Genomic DNA, 16,369 nt, shown 5'->3' on the forward strand with positions numbered 1-16,369 from the left:
GGCCCGCGCTACCGGGAGGCGCCCACCGCCTCGCGGGGCACCTTGCCCGTGGTGCCGAGGGTGCCGGCGAGGCCGTAGCACTCGAGGACGAGGTGGCGGTCCCACGCCGCCTGGCCCTCGATGCGGCTGGCCCGGCGGCGCGCGAGCAGGGCGGGCAGCTCGGTGACGAAGAGGCCGTAGAAGCCGGCCGCGTCCTCGAGCATCTCGGAGGGCGCCACGCCCAGCTCCGTCTCCACCTGCTGCAGCCCGGCCAGGAAGAGGTGCCCGGCGTCCTCGTTGGAGGCGGCGCCCCGGGCTACGTCCAGGGAGAGCTCCACCAGCGAGCGGCCGGACGTGTTCCGAGCGAGCTCTTGACGCACCTTGTTACGGTGCTCCCGCGCTTCGAGGACACGCGCCTCCTCGGCGCGCACCGACGCTCGTTTCGCCAGGGCTGTGCTCATGTGGCTCCTCCCCAGGGGCCCGAAATGGACCCGGTCTCCATCCATTATTTGGAGACGCCTGACGCAGCTTCGTGATGCGCCTGACGGGAAATAAGAACGGCTCGCTCCATCTTCATGCTGGCGGGCAGGCGAGCGTTCTCCAGCCCGCAATGGCTCGCCCGGAATGCCGGAGAGTGACGGGCAGCGCACACCGACCGTGAAGTGCACCCGTGTAGGCATGCCCGGAGAGGACCGCGCTGCCCCGCCTCAAGCGGAGGGGCTCTGGGCGAGGCGCGAGGCGACCCGGAAGAGCTGGCTGCAAGAGAAGTCGAGAGGGGCTTCGGGGCCCTGGAGGGCATGGCGGGCGCGGAGGAAGGGGAGCCAGGCCCTGTCGCCCACCACCACCGCGGCTTCGTCCAACTTGCGGCGAGGCACCCAGCGGCCCCCCAGCGAGTGCACGAGGAACATGCCCAGCCAGGCACCCAGGGCGGGGATGAGCAGCTCCTTTTCCTCGTCTGGTAGCCGCTTGCCCCAGCCGTGGTGCCACAGGTGGTGGTCCACGCGCGGGAGTGCTTCCCGCGAGCCGCTCATGAGGTCGGGGATGTCCTTGTTCAGCAAGGCGATGAGCTGCTCGGCGAAGTGCCCCTCGTAGGTGTCGATGGCGCGCCGCACGTCCTCGACGTCGGGAGCCGGGGCCCGGGAGGAGGGGAGCCACTCGGAGACGGGAGGAGGGTGATAGGCGTTGAAGCGCTCCACCAACTGGCGCTTGCGGTCGAGTCCCCTGTCTTCCACCTCCCAGCGCAGGATGTCGGCCACGTCCTCGTCGAACTGGAGGGGGAGGGGGGTGAAGACGAGCGAGCGCTGACGGAGGGCGGCGAGGGTGTCCTCCAGGTTCAGCTCGGGGCGCAGGTGCACGAGGGCGCGGGCCTGGGCGAGGCGGGCCTCCTCGGAGTCGAAGTCGGAGGGGGTGGGGCGGGTGAGCCACAGGATGGCGCCGCCGGGCAATTCCTCCAGGTGGGTGCAGGGCGTGGACAGCACGCGCTGGCGGCCGAGCTGCTCCACGAGGCGAGGGCCGTACACGTTGAGCCAGTAGGCCTCATGGACGCCCTTGGGCGCGCGGGAGTCGGTCGTGTGCGGATCGCTTCCCAGGTGGAAGTCGAGGGAGCTGTGGGCCAGACCGTAGGAGAGGGGAAAACGTTGGGCGAAGGAGCGCACCAACGCGAGGAGTTGTTTGGCACGCTCCTCGGTCCTGCCCTCCTCACGGACGACGGCGAAGGGCTTGAGCGTCAGCTCGAGGGTGGAAAAGGTATCCTCGGCGCTCTGGTCGTAAAGTCCGAGCCACCAGTCCACCTCTGGCGGCAGGGAACGATGAAGATTGATGCCGTACTTGATGCCATACCTGAATTCTTGAAACCGCTCGTGCACCAGTTCGCGAGAGTATTTCCGACTGCGTGAGAGGTACACGCGGTCCGGTCGCAGCTCCCCGTCCATGGCCTCGATGACGCCCAGGACTTCATCGACCCCTTCAGGACCTCGGGTTAGCGGATTGACAGAGCTGTAGAGGTGTAGGGTGAGACTGTCCTTCGCGTTCCACTCATCTCTGGACATGGAAATGTAATTCGATGCCGAGGTCTTTTGCTTCAGTGACGAGGAGCTTCTTGGCATCAACCGTCAATTCCTTTTCGTCATAGACGAGGTGGACGCGGGAGACTTCGACCTTGCGGCCAAAGAGGGGGTGGCCGGGCCTGCGTATCTCCACCGTACCTCCATACTTCGTCAATGCTTCTCGCGCATCGGCCCTGAGCTGGCTGCGGAGCTCCTGCAGGCTCATGGACTGGAAGCTGCGCTGCTTGTTGCTGAAGCAGTGGACGGTGGGCGTGCGGCCCGGGCGTAGGGAGGCCTCGTCCACGACGAGCTGGTCCACGTAGGTGAGCGTGGCCCTGCCCTCGTGCACCAGTCCCACGTTCTCCGTCACGATGGGATTCTCCAGGCCGCGCAGCCAATGCCTCTGGGTCTCCGCCAGCTTCGCCTGCTCCCGAAGCACCCGCGCGACCTCGCGTTGGAACTCCATGGCCCGCTGGAAGCGGCCGAGGAACGTCCTGTAGCTGTCCCATGCCAGCGGCGGCTTCGCGGGGGGCGCGCCAGGAGGCCGCTGCCGGGTGCCCGTGAGCTCCTCGTAGCGTTGCTCCCAGTACGCCACGTAGTCCACCCACCTGCTGTTGTCGGCGGCCACACCGGGAGGCGGCTCGTGCAGCGAGGGCCGGTAGCGGGCCAGTGACTCCAGCTGTGCCGGGTGGCGGGCCCCCGTCTCCAGGGCCTCGGCCTCGGCCAGATGGGTTTCCAGCGCCGCTGCTTCCTCCAAGGACAGCCCTTCCGTCAACCCCGCCCCCAGGGTCAACGTGCGAGCTTCCACCGCGGCCGCGCGCATCTCCGCCGTCTCCACCACCGCGCCCACCATCAACACGCTGAGCACAGCGGTGATGACGGCGTTCTCCACGCCCTTGAGCCGGGCGCTCCGTTCGAAGCTCGTCGCGAGCACGTGCCGCAGCCGCAGGCCCCCCGCCCCGCGCGAGGGCATCAGCTCGTCGAGGAATTGCCAGCGCACCGTGCACGCGGGGAGCGCGGTGCACACCATGCCCAGGGCCTGGTCCGCCAGCACGTGACCAGTGGCCTCGACCTGGGTCTCCAATTGGCCCAAGAGCACGCGGGCCCGAGCGTCTCCCCGCTGTGCGTCCGCGTACACGCGCTCCAGGTGCTCGGAGCGGTGCACCAGCAGCAGATCGGAATACCTGCCCGTCAGCCCCCCCCGGGCATCGCAGTACAGGGCGTAGTCGAAGGGCGGCGCCACGTCCCGGCGCACCAACTCGAGGGCAACGTCCTCGTCCTCACCGCACCGGCTGCCGCCGAGCACGAGGCTCAGTGCCATCAGGGTGAGCACCCGGAACCAATGACCCATGGCCCTCAGTCTCCTCTCCCCGTGCGAGCCGGGCAATGGCTTCAGGCTCCAGCTTCGGGCGTGCCGGAAAAAGGAAGCGCCCGGCGGAAGATCCACGCCGGGCGCTCCTGGGACTGCGTTCGCGAGCGATGACGCCCGCGGGTTGCTACGCCTGCGTGGGCCTGCGCGAGATGCGGTACAGCACGAAGCCCATGAAGGCGAAGGCCAGCACGCCGATGAGCTGGTAGCCGTTCTCGCCCACCGCGTGATGCAGGGCCTGCTCCACGGACAACTTGGAGATGGCCGCGTTGACGCCCTCGTTCACCGACAGCATGGCCACCACGACGCCCGCCAGCGCGCCGCCGGCCACCAGGCCCGTGGAGAAGAGGTTTCCGGGCCCGAGCTCCGAGTCCTCCACGTGCTCACCCTTGCGCTTCGCCATGTACTCCGTCAGGCCCTTGATGGCGCCGCCCACGAAGATGGGGGCGGTGGTGGACAGCGGCAGGTAGGCGCCCACCGCGAAGGACAGCGACTTGATGCCGCACAGCTCCATCGTCACCGCCAGGAAGGCGCCCACCAGCACGAACTGCCAGTCCAGGTTGCCCGACAGCAGGCCCTTGATGAGCGTGGCCATCAGCGTGCCCTGCGGCGCGGGGAACTTGTCCGTGCCGATCATGTGCTGCACGCCCTGCGCCTGCAGCTCCGCCGTCGGCGTGTCCAGCAGCTTCATGGTCAGGCCGATGACGATCGCCGCCGCCACCGCGCCAATCATCAGGCCAATCTGCTGCGCGCGCGGGGTGGCGCCCACCAGGTAGCCCGTCTTCAGGTCCTGCGACGTGGCGCCCGCGTTCGCCGCGGCGATGCACACCATGCCGCCCACGCACAGCGCCATCGGCTGGTACATGTCACCCGTCCAGCCAATGCCGATGAAGATGAGGCAGGTGGCCATCAGCGTGGCGATCGTCATGCCCGAGATGGGGTTGGACGACGAGCCGATGATGCCCACGATGCGCGAGGCCACCGTCACGAAGAAGAACCCGAACACCACGATGAGCACGCCCAGCATCAGCCGGCCGAGCACGCTGCCCGGCAGGAAGGGCAGGGCCGCCATCACCAGGATGAGACCCACGCTGCCAAACAGCACGAAGGTGATGGGCAGGTCGCGCTCGGTGCGCTTCTGCGCCGCCGCGCCCACGCCCTCGCGGAAGGACGCCAGGCTCTCCTGGAACGCCGACACGATGGTGGGCAGCGTCTTGAGCAGCGTGATGAAGCCGCCCGCCGCCACCGCGCCCGCGCCAATCTGCCGCACGTACGCGCGGTAGATGGCCGTCGCCGTGTCCCGGAAGGTGTGCGCCACCGGATCCCACCCGCCCGGGCCACCGGCCTTCGTCAGGCTCTCCAGGTAGCCCAGCTTCACCAGCTGCGAGGCGATGGTGTCCGCCGGCACCAGCGAGGCCAGCAGCGGGATGAGCCCCAGCCATGCCAGCACGCCACCGGCCACCAGCACGCCGGCAATCCGCGGGCCCACGATGTAGCCCACGCCCAGGTACTCGGGGGTGATGTCGCCGTTGAGCGTGGCCGACGGGAAGAACTTGTTGGCCTGCTTCGTCACCAGCGCCGGCGTCTCGGCGATGAGCCGGACAATCTTCTGCAGCAGCGCGTACACGAAGGCGAAGCCCACGCCCTGGAAGGCGATCTTCGCCAGGTCTCCGCCCTTCTCACCGGCGATGAGCACCGAGGCGCACGCCGCGCCCTCGGGGTAGGGCAGGTTGCCGTGCTCCTTCACGATGAGCGAGCGGCGCAGCGGCACCATCATCAGCGTGCCCAGCACGCCGCCCAGCAGCGCCAGCGTGAAGATGGTCCAGTACTCGAAGAAGCTCGAGCCCTTGCTGTCGGTGCTCAGGAAGAGGAAGCCCGGCAGGGTGAACACCACGCCCGCGGCGATCGACTCGCCCGCCGAGCCGATGGTCTGCACCACGTTGTTCTCGAGAATCGTCGAGCCACCCAGCTTCTTGAGCAGCGAGATGGCGAGCACCGCGATGGGGATGGAGGCCGAAACGGTCAGGCCCGCCTTCAGGGCCAGGTACACCGTCGCGGCGCCGAAGATGATGCCGAAGAGCACCCCGATGCTGATGGCCTTGGGCGTGAACTCGGCCACGTCCGTGCGCTCGGCGGGGATATACGGCTGGAACTCGGCGGTGGCTGGCTTGGAGACTTCGCTCGGGGCGGTGCCGGTCGGAACGGAATCGTTCCGAGCCGCCTCGGTCTTGGCTGCTTCGGGCATTGTGTGGGGGCTCCCGGAATTTGGGGGACGGCCGTGTCGGGGGGAGTTGTACAACTCCCTCCGCGCTCCGCCAAATGGGCTCCCCGGGAGCCGGTGAGCGGGCAGGCGGGCGTGACGCTATGCGGCGTCCACCACCGGCCCGGCCCCCCCTGGGGAGCGCCCCTGGCCCGGCGCCCGCGGCAGGGTGGTCAGGTTCGCCCGCTGCTCGCGCGGGACGAAGAGGCTCTTGAGGCTGTAGCGCAGCAGCGACGCGGCGAAGGCCGGTTGCAGCAGCCCCTCGGCCCCCTTGCGCATGTGCAGCACCTCGTAGAAGGCATGGCAGGACCTCGCGTCCAGTGAGGTCAGGTCCACCATGTTCTGCAGGGTCCACAGCACGGCCTTCAACCCGGGCGGCCGCTTGCCCCGCGTCTCCGGGTGCGCCAGGTCCATGGTCGTCGTCAGGCTCCAGCACAGCCCCACCAGCTTGCTCAGCTCCTTCTGGTAGCCGTGCGCCAGGCCCCGGTGCAGCCCGCCCGGCGAGGTGCGCGCCCGGGCCACCGCCTCCCCGAGCAGCTTCGCCGCCAGGCTCACCACGGTCAGGCCCTGGCCGAACACCGGATTGAGGGCGCACACCGAGTCCCCCAGCAGCACGAAGCCCTCGGGCATTCGCGCCAGCTTCTCGTAGTGCAGCCACCGGCTCGACGGAATCTTGTGCGTGACGGGCTGCGTCAGCGGCTTCGCGTTCCGGATGTACTCGTAGATGTCTGGCCTGGGCAGCCCGCGCGCGAACTCCAGGAAACCCGCCTCGTCCGTGGGCGGGTGGTCGCCGAAGTACCCGTTGAGGCTGACGATCCACCGTCCGCCCTCCACGTTGGAGATGAAGCCGGAGCGCTTCGCCTCGGGCGCGCGGCCGTTGAGGACCAATATCTTCCAGTCATCGAAGCCGGCGGGGCGCTCGTAGAAGCGGCTGGTGTAGCCCAGGTCGATGCCCATCTGCTCCTCTTCCGGACGGCCGTAGCCCAGCACCTCCAGCCACTGCGGCGCCCGCGAGCCCCTTCCGCTGGCGTCCACCACCAGGGCGCCTTCCAGCACCTGCTCGCCGTCCGGGCCCTGCACCTTCACCCCGGTGACGCGCTGGCGCGAGGCGTCCGTCACGAGCTCCACCACGCCGTAGCCCTGCCGCACCTCCACGTTGGGCAGGGTTGCCACCCGGTTGCGCACCTTCCACTCCAGGAAGGGGCGGGAGGCGAGGATGGATTGGAGGCCGCTCTCGTAGCGCACCTTCCAGCTCCCGGACTGGAGCCAGGCCGCGTCGCGCGCCAGGTCGACGAGGTCCGCTCCCCCGGCCACCAGCTCCTGCACCAGCCCGGGGAACAGGCCTTCCAGCGTCCGCATCCCGGCCTCGAGCAGCGCGTGGACGTGCTGCCCCTGGGGCACGCTCTTGCGCGCCTCCGGGCCCTCGGGGAGCTGCTCCCGCTCGAGGACGAGCACCTTGTCGAAGTGGGGCGCGAGCACCCGAGCGCTCAACAGTCCCGCGATGCTGCTTCCAATGACAATGGCGTGTCCGAGTCCGCGCTCTGTGGGCTGCACGACAACCTCCTGGTGTTGGGCCGAGTCGCTCTTCCCCGGGGCCCCGGAGGATATGTGAGCCTCGGGGCAACGGATATGTCCCGAGGCACGGCGGACGGGGCGCCCTCACGCCGCGGGTGTGGGTGCGCGTCGCGGGCCGCGAACCATGAGACAGACGACCGCCGCTAGGATGGCACCCACTCATGAGAAATGGCGAAGTGAACCGGCTCGTCCTCAAGAGTTTCCTCGAGCAGCAGGTGGCGATGCTCACCGCTCTGGGTCCCGTGGCCTACATGATCACGTTGATCATGGGTCTGCCCCCGGAGCTCGCCTGGCGCACCACGCTGATCGACTTCATGACGCTGGTCCCGGTGTTCGGGGTCATCCTGCCGCTGACGGCGATCCGCTTCGTGCTCGAGGACGCCCTCAGGGACCGGCCGGAGGACGTTCCCGGGGACAAGCTCAAGCGCATCCTCAAGGCCCCGCGGCGGCTCGAGGCCTTCTTCGAGCTGGGCTACTTCGTGTCGTGCACCTTGTGGGCCGGCTGGCCCACGGTGGTCTACGGCCTGAATCCCTGGAACATCCCGCTGACGGTGGCCTCGTTCTGCCTGCTGGCGGCGGTGGTGGGCATCCGGCTGGTGCTGCGGCTGGAGCGGATGCTGCGCCCCTACGCGCTCGAGGAGTTCCACAAGTACCCGCAGCTGCGGGTCGAGGACAGCGGGTACACCTGGCCCAAGCAGCGCTGGTACCTGCCCTACTGCTTCGCCCTCGTCGTGCTCGCCACGCTGACGGTGACGGGCACCATCGTGTTCAAGAAGACGCAGACGGGCTTCGGCGGCCTGTTCGAGCGGGTGGCGGCGCTGATCCCCGCCCCGGTGCTGGAGCAGCTGCGCACGGAGGTCTCCAGCATCCTGGGCACCATCGTGCTGCCGGTGGTCTGCATCGGTGGCTTCATGATCCTCGCGGCCGCCTGGTGCGCCTGGGAGATCGCCCGGCACCAGAGCCAGGGCGCGGGCGCCGTGCAGAAGTCCATCGAGTCCATCGCCTCGGGCAAGCCCTCCCTGCCGGCCTGGGTGGCCACGGACGAGGTGGGGGACCTGTCCTTCTCCACCGCGGCGGCCTTCGAGCGGCTGCGCACGTTCTCCTCCTCGCTGGGGGACTCGGCGCAGATGCTGGGCCAGTCCGCCGAGCGGCTCGGCAGCTCCCACCGGCAGCAGACGGAGTCGCTCTCCGTCCAGGCCGCGGCGCTCCAGGAGACGCAGGTCACCGCCCAGGAAATCAAGCAGACCTCCATGGTGGCCGCCCAGAAGGCGGAGGACGTGCTGCAGCAGGCCGAGCGCGCCGATCAGATTGGCCGCGCCGGTGAGGTCGCGCTCGAGAAGAGCGTGCAGGGCATGCACGGCATCCAGCGGCAGGTGCGCGACATGGCGGAGAGCATCCGCGCCCTGGACGAGCGCGCGAAGCAGATCGCCCACATCACCACCACGGTGAAGGGCCTGGCGGACCGCTCCACCATGCTGGCGCTCAACGCCGCCATCGAGGCGGTGCGCTCGGGCGAGCATGGCAAGGGCTTCGGCGTGGTGGCCCGCGAAATCCGCAGCCTGGCGGACCAGTCCATCAAGGCCACCTTCAACGTGCAGAACATCCTCCAGGAGCTGAGCGAGGCCATCCGCAACACGGCCGAGATGAGCGAGAGCGGCACCGCGAAGGTGCAGGGCAGCGTGCAGGAGCTACAGTCCTTCGGAGACACCATCAAGCAGCTCTCCAGCATCGTGCGCGACAACGTGAACGCGGTGCGGCAGATCTCCGCCGCCGTCACCCAGCAGAACCAGGGCATCGGGCAGATCTTCGGGGCGGTGAACGACCTGACGAAGAACATGGACCAGACGATGGCCAGCCTGCACACCAACGACGAGGCCGCCGAGCAGATGCGCGCGGTGGCCGAGCGCGTGAGCGTCTTCGTGAGCGAGTACGACTGGCAGACGCAGCAGGAGAAGAAGAGCGGCACCTAAGCCAGATGGGGTAAGTCCTGTCAGGGGGGAGGCTCCGGGCGCGTTTTCCCGCAACTGGTCCGATGGTCGTACCAGTCGGGACGAAACGCGACCGGAAGGTGCCTCGTTCTTTGCGCCGAGAGCACCCTGCCAGGACTTTCCCCACTTGGCTTAGGGCGGCGCCTGACCCGCGATCGCCAGCACCCGCCCGGGCCCCGCCACCAGGAGCGCGGCCAGCATCGAGGGGGGCTCTCCCAGTCCCGGGGGGAGCCCCTCCGCCGTTTCCAGCGTCACCCGCAGCGACAGCCGTCCCCCGTCCGCGTGGAGCAGCACCGGCCGCACCGCCACCTTCTGCAGGGGCGCGCGCAGCCCCACGCCCCACACCTTGAGCACCGCTTCCTTCAGGGTCCAGGCGGCGGTGACCGCGTCCATCCGCCCCTCGCACACGGCGAGGTAGCCCTCGTGCTCGCCCGGAGCGAAGGCCTCTTCCAGGAAGGCCGCGCTGGCCTCCACCCGCTGCTCCAGGTCCACGCCCAGCGCCCCGCCGCGCGCCACGCCCGCCACCGCCAGCCCCGCGGAGTGCGAGATGGAGAGCGCGAGCCCCCGCTCGGGGCAGAAGAGGGGACGCCCGGCGTCCGGCCCGTCCTGGCGCGCCGTCACCTCCGCGCGCAGCCCCGGCTCCAGCAGCGCCAGGGCCCGGTGCGCGGCGAGCCGGCCCGCCACGAACTCCCGCCGCCGCTTGTCCGTGCGGCACCGGGCGAGCCCCTCTCTCTCCAGCGCCGAGAAGGAGGAGTCCTCCACCGGCTCCGGCCGCACCTCGGCCCAGCCGAGCACCACCTCGCGCCCGCCGGGCAGGTGCAGCCGCTCAGACATCCACGCTTCGGCGCTCACCCCGGCGCAACCTCCGGAACCACAGCCCCGTGCCTCCCAGCAGCAGCGCTCCGTCCTCGCCGCGGACCTCGAAGTCGTAGAGGACGTCGTCGCCCTCCACCTTCGTCATCCTCGCCTTCACGTGTCCCGACTCGCCCAGGCGCCGCTGCCGCCCGCGGATGAGCTGCTCCACGCCCATGGGCACCGACACCAGGTTGTTGTGGTGGCCGTCCCAGTTGGCCGCCACCTGGAAGGCCGCGTCGAGCAGGAGCGGATCCAACTGGAAGTGCGGCCGCGCCACGTGGGTGAAGATTTCACGCTGGCGCGGGGCGCGGATGATGCCCTCCACCTCGGTCTCGCCCACGTAGACCCATTCGGCGCGGCAGAAGAGCGGGCCGAGGTACAGCGGCTCCTTGGCCAGGTGGAAGAAGGAGCGCGCGCGCGAGCCCGGCAGGGCATCCGGCAGCTTGCCCGTCCCCGGCTCCACGACAGGCGCCGGCCCGAGCACGTAGTAGCCGTGCTGGTGGATGCGCCGCTGCGTCTGGTCGGTGCGGCCCCCGAGCACCAGGTCGCTGCTGGACTCGATGTGGAGCGTGACCTCGTCGCCCTCCTGTTTGACGACCTTGGCGGTGAGGGTGACGTGGACGGGCTTGTCCTTGGCGCCCTTGGGGGCCTCGAAGAACTTGAGCGGGGTTTCGATCCGCAGGTTCTCCGCGCGCAGCACGGCGAGGTCCGGACGGAAGATGGCCGCGGCCTCGCCCAGCATCTCGAAGCCAAAGGTGCCCGGCATGATGGGCACCGAGTCCAGCTTGTGCTGGAGCACGAACGGGTCCGTCTTCACGTCGAAGGTGCGCGTGGCGACCAGGCCCTCCTCGTCGTGCCGCTCCACGCAGTCCACCATCGGGTAGTCCGAGGGCACGAGCATGAAGCCGCGGTCATCGTAGACGGTGCGGGCATCCGGGCCGTCGGCGGAGGCACCCAGGAAGGGCCACTCGCGGAAGAGCCGCTCCTCGAAGATGGCCACCTCGCGCTCGGTGCGGCCGAGCAGCAGCTCGTTGATGAACCAGTACGCGCCCTCGGCCGGGGTGATGTACGAGACGCCGGTGTTCTGGACCACTTCCTTGTTGCGCGCCGCGGCCCCCACGCTGTCCCAGGCCGTCCAGTCGATGGTGACGCAGCGCATGTGGGGCCGCGCCCGGTGCGCGTACGCCATGGCGCACTTGCTCATCAGGTCATTGGCGGCGCTGTAGTCCGTCTGGCCCTTGTTGCCGAAGCGGCCCGCGCCCGAGCCGAAGCACATCATCAGCTTGAGATCATCGCGCCGCGTGGCCTCCAGCAGGTTCATCAGCCCGAGCACCTTCACTTCCATGGTGGCGGCGACGATGCCCGGCGTCTTGTCCGGCAGGCTCTTGGAGGCCTCGATCATCGCCCCGTGGACGATGCCGTCGATGTGGCCGTGGTACTCGCGCACCCGGTCCACCATGGAGCGCACGTCCGCGGCGTTGCGGAAGTCGCACGTCTCGTACTCGATGGACAGGCCCTGGGCGTAGACCTCCTGGAGGTTGCGCCACAGCTCGCGCGTGCGCTCGTAGGGCTCGAAGGCCTCCTTGAACCTCACCGGCGTGAGGGTCGGGTCCGCCTTCTTGCGGCGGACCATCTCCTCCTTCTCGAAGGCCCTGAAGTCCTCGTCATCCAACGCGAGGTAGGACTCGTCGCCGGTGGGCGCGGGGGTGCGCCCGGTGACGATGACCTTGGGGCCCAGCCGCGCCACGGTCTTGGCCACCTCGAAGACGGCGCCGCGCCCGCCGCCGGAGAAGAGCAGCACCCAGCTCGGGTCCACCCGGCGCAGCACCTGGCTGCCCTCCTTGGGGAAGTCCGCCCGGCGCAGGCCCACCACGAAGCGGCGGTTGGCCATGTAGCCAATCTCCGTCCGGTCGCTGCCCTCCTCGATTTCCCGGGCCACTGTCTCCGCCACCACCCAGTGCGAGGCGCGCGGCTCGAAGTCGATCGTCTTGACCACGACGCCCGGCAGCTCCTGCTTCAGGCTCTTGAGGAAGCCGGTGATGGAGCCGCCCATGACGTTGCCGCCATCGCCCACGAAGCCGAAGTCGCCGCCCATGGAGGTGACGGCCACGTAGCAGGCCGAGCGCCCCCGGGCGTCCCGCATGCGCTCGTACATGGCGCGCCCGGTGCCATGCCAGCGCGCGGTGGTCTCCGCCATGCGGCGCGCGAAGCGGGCACTGCCCAGGGTGAGGAAATACTCGACCGGGCCGAAGGCACCCAGGTCGATGACGCCATCCGCGCCTCCCAGCTCCTCGCTGGCGCGGCGCACCCGCTTCTCCACCTCCAGGGCGTCGGTGAGGCCCGCCACCGGCACCGTGGCGATGCGTACGCCCTTGCCCACCAGCAGGCGGCTGAAGGCGGCCACCAGGCCCGGCTCGTCTCCCACCAGCAGCAGCTTCTTGCCCGGCAGCGGGTAGCGCTTCTCCGAGGACAGCGACAGCGGCACCAGGTCCACGCGCCAGCGCTGTGCGGTGAGCCCGCGGCTGGGGATGGGGTAGCTGGAGGTGGAGCTCAGCGGATCTCCCTGCTGCTGCTGCTTGCGGTGGGCGTTGTCGTGCTCCTCCAGGATGAGGTGGTAGTTGGTGCCGCCGATGCCGAACGAGCTCACCCCGGCGCAGCGCCGTCCCTCGCGGGGCGCGGGCCACGGGCGGCTCTCCATCGACAGGGCGATGGGCAGCCGGTCGAAGGGAATCTCCGCCTTGGGGAACTCACCGCCATTCATGGGCGGCAGGATGGCCTCGCTCACCGCGAAGGCCGTCTTGATGAGGCCCAGCGCGCCCGAGGCCGCCGAGGTGTGGCCGATCTGCGACTTGAGCGTGCCCATGGGCACCGGGTTGTCGCGGCCGCGCGATTGGAAGGCCTCGCCGTAGGCATCCGCCTCCACCTTGTCGCCCAGGCGCGTGCCCGTGCCGTGCGCCTCGAGCAGGCCCAGTTGGCCCGCGCTGATCTTCGCGTCCTCCAGCGCGCGCTCCACCGCGCGGGCCTGGCCCTTGGGGTTGGGGGCGAACATCGAGGTGCCCCGCCCGTCGCTGGAGAAGCCGATGCCGGAGATGACGGCGATGATGCGATCCTTCTGCGCCTCCGCGTCCTCCAGCCGCTTGATGACGACGGCGCCCGCGCCCTCGGCGGGGACGAAGCCGTCCGCACGGTCATCGAAGGGGAAGGTCCCTCGCGGGGAGAGGATGCCGAGCACGGCCAGGGCGGCGGCGTACTCGGGCACGAGGTTGAAGGCCACGCCTCCGGCCACCACCACGTCGGCGTCGCGGTTGGCCAGCGCGAGCATGCCGGCGTGCACCGCCGCCAGGGAGCTGGCGCAGGCCGCGTCGATGGCCATCACGCCGCCGGTGAAGTCATGCAGGGCGGCCAGCCGCGACGCGCACGACAGGCCGGAGTAGTACTGGAAGGAGTTCTCGTCCAGCGGGGGCACGGTGACGAGGATGCGCTGGCGGACCGCGTCGAGCAGCGGCTCCACCTGCGCGGCCGTCAGTCCCTTCGCCTGCATCGCCTGCGACGCCAGCTTCAGGTAGCGCTCGCAGACGAAGCGCAGCTCGGTCTCGAACTCCTTGGCGCGCACGGGCAGTTGGCCCACCACCACCTGCACGCGCCGCCCGTTCCACATGCCGGGCTCGTAGCCCGCATGCCCGAGCGCCTCCTCGGCCGCCTTGACGAAGAGGGGCACGGACGAGTCGAGCGCCATGGCCTGGGCGGGCGGCAGCTTGAGCCAGCGCGCGTCCGGCGTCGGCAGTTTCACCGTGCCGGCCAGCCGGGGCACCACCTCGTTCTTGGCCATCAACGCGCCCATGGTGCGGTTGACGTCGAAGCGCGAGGGCGGCAGGTCGCCGATGGCGTCCGCTTTGGAGGTGATGTTCGTCCAGAGCGCCTGTGCGTCCGGCGCTTCCGGGGCGATGGCGCCCATGCCGATGATGGCGAACTTCTGGGTGGGCGGGCGCACCGGGCGGATGTCCGCCCAGGCCTCGCGAGCGGGCGCCGGGCCGAGCAGCGCGTGGTAGGCGATGTTGTTCCAGCCCAGCGAGCTGACGCCCACGTAGCTGCGCGGCGGCAGCTTCTCCGGGCGGGTGAGGCACTCCATCACCCCCACGGCCCCGTGCCGCGGCGAGGTGAGGCCGGCGACGGGCGCGCGCACGCCGCCATGCAGCGACAGCGCCGCGCGCATCAGCGACACCAGCCCGCTGGCCGCCTGCTGGAAGCCCACCTGGGGCGTCGCGGTGGAGAAGGTGAGGGGCTCGGCGCGCGAGGCGGCGAACGCGGCCTTCAGGCCGATGATTTCCTGGTCCTCCAGGCTCGGGACGCCGCAGGCCTGCAGCTCCACGTGCCGCACCTGCTCGGCCTCCACGCCGGCCATGTCCAGACAGGTGCGCGCGGCCCTGTCCACCATGCGCGACAGCCGCGAGATGCCCTGCTTGAGGTTCACCTCCGCGGAGACGCCGTGGAGCACGGCGTAGATGCGCTGCTTGTCCGCGAGCGCGTCATCCAGCCGGCACAGCACGAGCGCCACGGCGCCCTCGCCGGGCAGCGTGCCCGAGGAGCGTCCATCCAACGAGAGCAGCTCCTCCGCGGCCAGCCAGCCGCGCGCCGCCAGCAGTCCGAAGGAGGAGGAGCTCACCAGGGGCGCCAGCGCGCCCACCACCGCCACGTCACAGTTGCCCAGCTGCAGCGAGAGCGAGGCCAGCCGGAGCGCCGCCATCGACGAGGCCGTGCCCGCGTCCACCGCCAGGTGCCCGCCGCGCGTGTCCAGCAGGCTCGAGAGGCGGTTGGCCACCATGGTGGCCGTCATGGGCACCGACTCGGTGATGATGGGCGGGGCCAGCTCGTTGACGAGCTGGTCCACCGACTCCAGCAGCCGGGGACCGTCGGCGTGTCCCTCGAGGATGGCCGCCAGGTGCTCGCGGAACTCCGGCGTGCGCACGCGCAGGGTGTGGTCGACCTTCACGTCCACGCCCAGGCCGGTGGCACCCAGGTAGATGGCGCACCGGCCGCCCGGGCTCTTCTCGGGGCCATAGCCGGCATCCAGCGCCGCCTGCAGCAGCGTGAGGTGGAGCACCCGCTCCATGCGGTGCATCTTCTCCACGTGCGCGGGCGGCAGGCGGAACTGCTTCCAGTCCTTGCCCTCCTCGGGGACGAAGCCGCCCAGGAGCGGGTGGCTCACGTTGAGCCCGGCCCGCCAGTCCTCGGGGGCCCGCGTCAGGGCACGCACCCCCTCCAGGGACTGGTTCATGAAGCGCGACGGCGAGTCGGCTCCGGGCAGGCGGCACCCGAGCCCGATGATGGCGAGGGGGATGTGCGTGGAAGAGGTCATCGTGGTGAGAGACTCTTGACGAACGATTGCCAGGCCAGACGGGGCAGGGAGGGGACGAGCTCCTCGGAGGGCAGGGAGGCCATGCCGATGCCGCGCAATTCGAGGACGGGAATGCCGTCCTGGCCGAGGAGCTGGGCGTCGAAGGAGGCCAGCCCGCCGCTGGCGCCGCACAGGCGGGCATCACAGATGAGGCGCTCGTCGCGCCGGGGCATGCGGAACCAGGTGACCTCGGAGATGGCCATCTCGCGCGAGCCCTCGCCGGAGAAGGCGTACCAGAGCCACTTCACCAGATGCAGCGCGCCCTCGAGCGCGGCGGGAGCCACCTGGATGCGGCTGGCGGGCAGCACCTTGGAGAGCGCGCGGGGGTGGAGGAGCCCGCCCTGGATGCGGCCCAGCTCGCACAGCCGGGCCCAGGAGACGACCTGGAGCGACTCGGGGACGCGGTCGCCCTGGCCTCCCACGGAGGTGTAGAGCAGCCGGCCGTTCTGCGGGTTCTCCGCTTTGGGCGCCAGCAACTGCTGCGGCTGCGTCCAGGGCGCGGGCCCGTACATCTGGCCGAACTGGAGCACGGCGCGGCAGACGGGAATGGGCTCCTCGGTGCCCTCCTCGAGCCCCGTGCTGGAGGTGGCCTCCACCGACAGGAAGACGGACACCGCGCCGTCGCCCTCGCGGCGGGCGCGCCCCACCAACCTCGCGGTGGCCGAGGGCTCCGAGGCCCGCAGGAACCAGCGCACATCCCGCATCCCCACCAGCACCCGGTCCGGGTACACCAGCGCGCCCACCTCGGCCAGGAACTCCAGCTCCAGCGACGCGGACAGCGGCCGGGTCTCGGTGTCGAGCTCCGTGGGGAGGTGCACGTCGCGCTTGGCGACGGCGCTCTCCCCGCGGAAGACCTCGGCCACGTCCTCCAGCAGGGGGTATTGCGAGGTGTCGGGCTGCACG

Annotated in this window: 9 protein-coding genes; 1 reads left to right on the forward strand and 8 read right to left on the reverse strand. The window is 70.2% G+C overall.

The genetic code is table 11. The features are described from left to right. Window positions 1-8: 8 nt before the first annotated feature. The 5 genes from ACJ8AN_RS23165 to ACJ8AN_RS23185 form a co-directional block, all read right to left on the reverse strand. Entirely contained in the window at window positions 9-440 is a 432-nt protein-coding gene (locus ACJ8AN_RS23165) for a citrate lyase holo-[acyl-carrier protein] synthase (RefSeq protein ID WP_407757617.1), read from the reverse strand. Window positions 441-686: 246 nt separating this feature from the next. Continuing rightward, a complete protein-coding gene (locus ACJ8AN_RS23170) occupies window positions 687-1,844 on the reverse strand; it encodes a hypothetical protein (protein WP_407757618.1) in 1,158 nt (385 codons plus the stop codon). 169 nt (window positions 1,845-2,013) lie between these two features. Beyond that, a complete protein-coding gene (locus ACJ8AN_RS23175; protein ID WP_407757619.1) occupies window positions 2,014-3,375 on the reverse strand; it encodes a hypothetical protein in 1,362 nt (453 codons plus the stop codon). Window positions 3,376-3,520: 145 nt separating this feature from the next. Then, on the reverse strand, window positions 3,521-5,638 hold the full coding sequence (locus tag ACJ8AN_RS23180) for an OPT family oligopeptide transporter (RefSeq protein ID WP_407757620.1): 2,118 nt from the start codon (window positions 5,636-5,638) through the stop codon (window positions 3,521-3,523). Window positions 5,639-5,755: 117 nt separating this feature from the next. Beyond that, window positions 5,756-7,207: an NAD(P)/FAD-dependent oxidoreductase gene (locus ACJ8AN_RS23185; RefSeq protein WP_407757621.1), complete on the reverse strand. Its 1,452-nt coding sequence runs from the start codon at window positions 7,205-7,207 to the stop codon at window positions 5,756-5,758. 182 nt (window positions 7,208-7,389) lie between these two features. Here ACJ8AN_RS23185 and ACJ8AN_RS23190 point away from each other — a divergent pair, with 182 nt between their 5' ends. Further along, on the forward strand, window positions 7,390-9,198 hold the full coding sequence (locus ACJ8AN_RS23190) for a methyl-accepting chemotaxis protein (RefSeq protein ID WP_407757622.1): 1,809 nt from the start codon (window positions 7,390-7,392) through the stop codon (window positions 9,196-9,198). 150 nt (window positions 9,199-9,348) lie between these two features. Here ACJ8AN_RS23190 and ACJ8AN_RS23195 read toward each other — a convergent pair whose 3' ends face one another. The 3 genes from ACJ8AN_RS23195 to ACJ8AN_RS23205 are packed head-to-tail and all read right to left on the reverse strand — an operon-like array spanning window position 9,349 to window position 16,368. Next, window positions 9,349-10,050, reverse strand: a complete 702-nt coding sequence (locus tag ACJ8AN_RS23195; protein WP_407757623.1) for a 4'-phosphopantetheinyl transferase family protein — start codon at window positions 10,048-10,050, stop codon at window positions 9,349-9,351. After that, window positions 10,043-15,427, reverse strand: a complete 5,385-nt coding sequence (locus ACJ8AN_RS23200) for an SDR family NAD(P)-dependent oxidoreductase (RefSeq protein ID WP_407757624.1) — start codon at window positions 15,425-15,427, stop codon at window positions 10,043-10,045. Before ACJ8AN_RS23200 ends, ACJ8AN_RS23195 begins: the two co-directional genes overlap by 8 nt. Then, window positions 15,424-16,368 carry a hypothetical protein gene (locus ACJ8AN_RS23205; protein WP_407757625.1) on the reverse strand — a complete coding sequence of 315 codons (945 nt, stop codon included), beginning with the start codon at window positions 16,366-16,368 and terminating at the stop codon, window positions 15,424-15,426. The genes ACJ8AN_RS23200 and ACJ8AN_RS23205 overlap by 4 nt, the downstream gene beginning before the upstream one ends. Between the last annotated feature and the right edge of the window lies 1 nt (window position 16,369).

The sequence above is a fragment of the Archangium sp. genome (assembly GCF_045802675.1).
Classification (GTDB): domain Bacteria; phylum Myxococcota; class Myxococcia; order Myxococcales; family Myxococcaceae; genus Archangium.

Coding starts and splice junctions, on each gene's coding strand:
- ACJ8AN_RS23180 (WP_407757620.1), bottom strand. CDS start 5,638: ATGCCCGAAGCAGCCAAGACCGAGGCGGCTCGGAACGATTCCGTTCCG.
- ACJ8AN_RS23200 (WP_407757624.1), bottom strand. CDS start 15,427: ATGACCTCTTCCACGCACATCCCCCTCGCCATCATCGGGCTCGGGTGC.
- ACJ8AN_RS23195 (WP_407757623.1), bottom strand. CDS start 10,050: ATGTCTGAGCGGCTGCACCTGCCCGGCGGGCGCGAGGTGGTGCTCGGC.
- ACJ8AN_RS23175 (WP_407757619.1), bottom strand. CDS start 3,375: ATGGGTCATTGGTTCCGGGTGCTCACCCTGATGGCACTGAGCCTCGTG.
- ACJ8AN_RS23190 (WP_407757622.1), top strand. CDS start 7,390: ATGAGAAATGGCGAAGTGAACCGGCTCGTCCTCAAGAGTTTCCTCGAG.
- ACJ8AN_RS23165 (WP_407757617.1), bottom strand. CDS start 440: ATGAGCACAGCCCTGGCGAAACGAGCGTCGGTGCGCGCCGAGGAGGCG.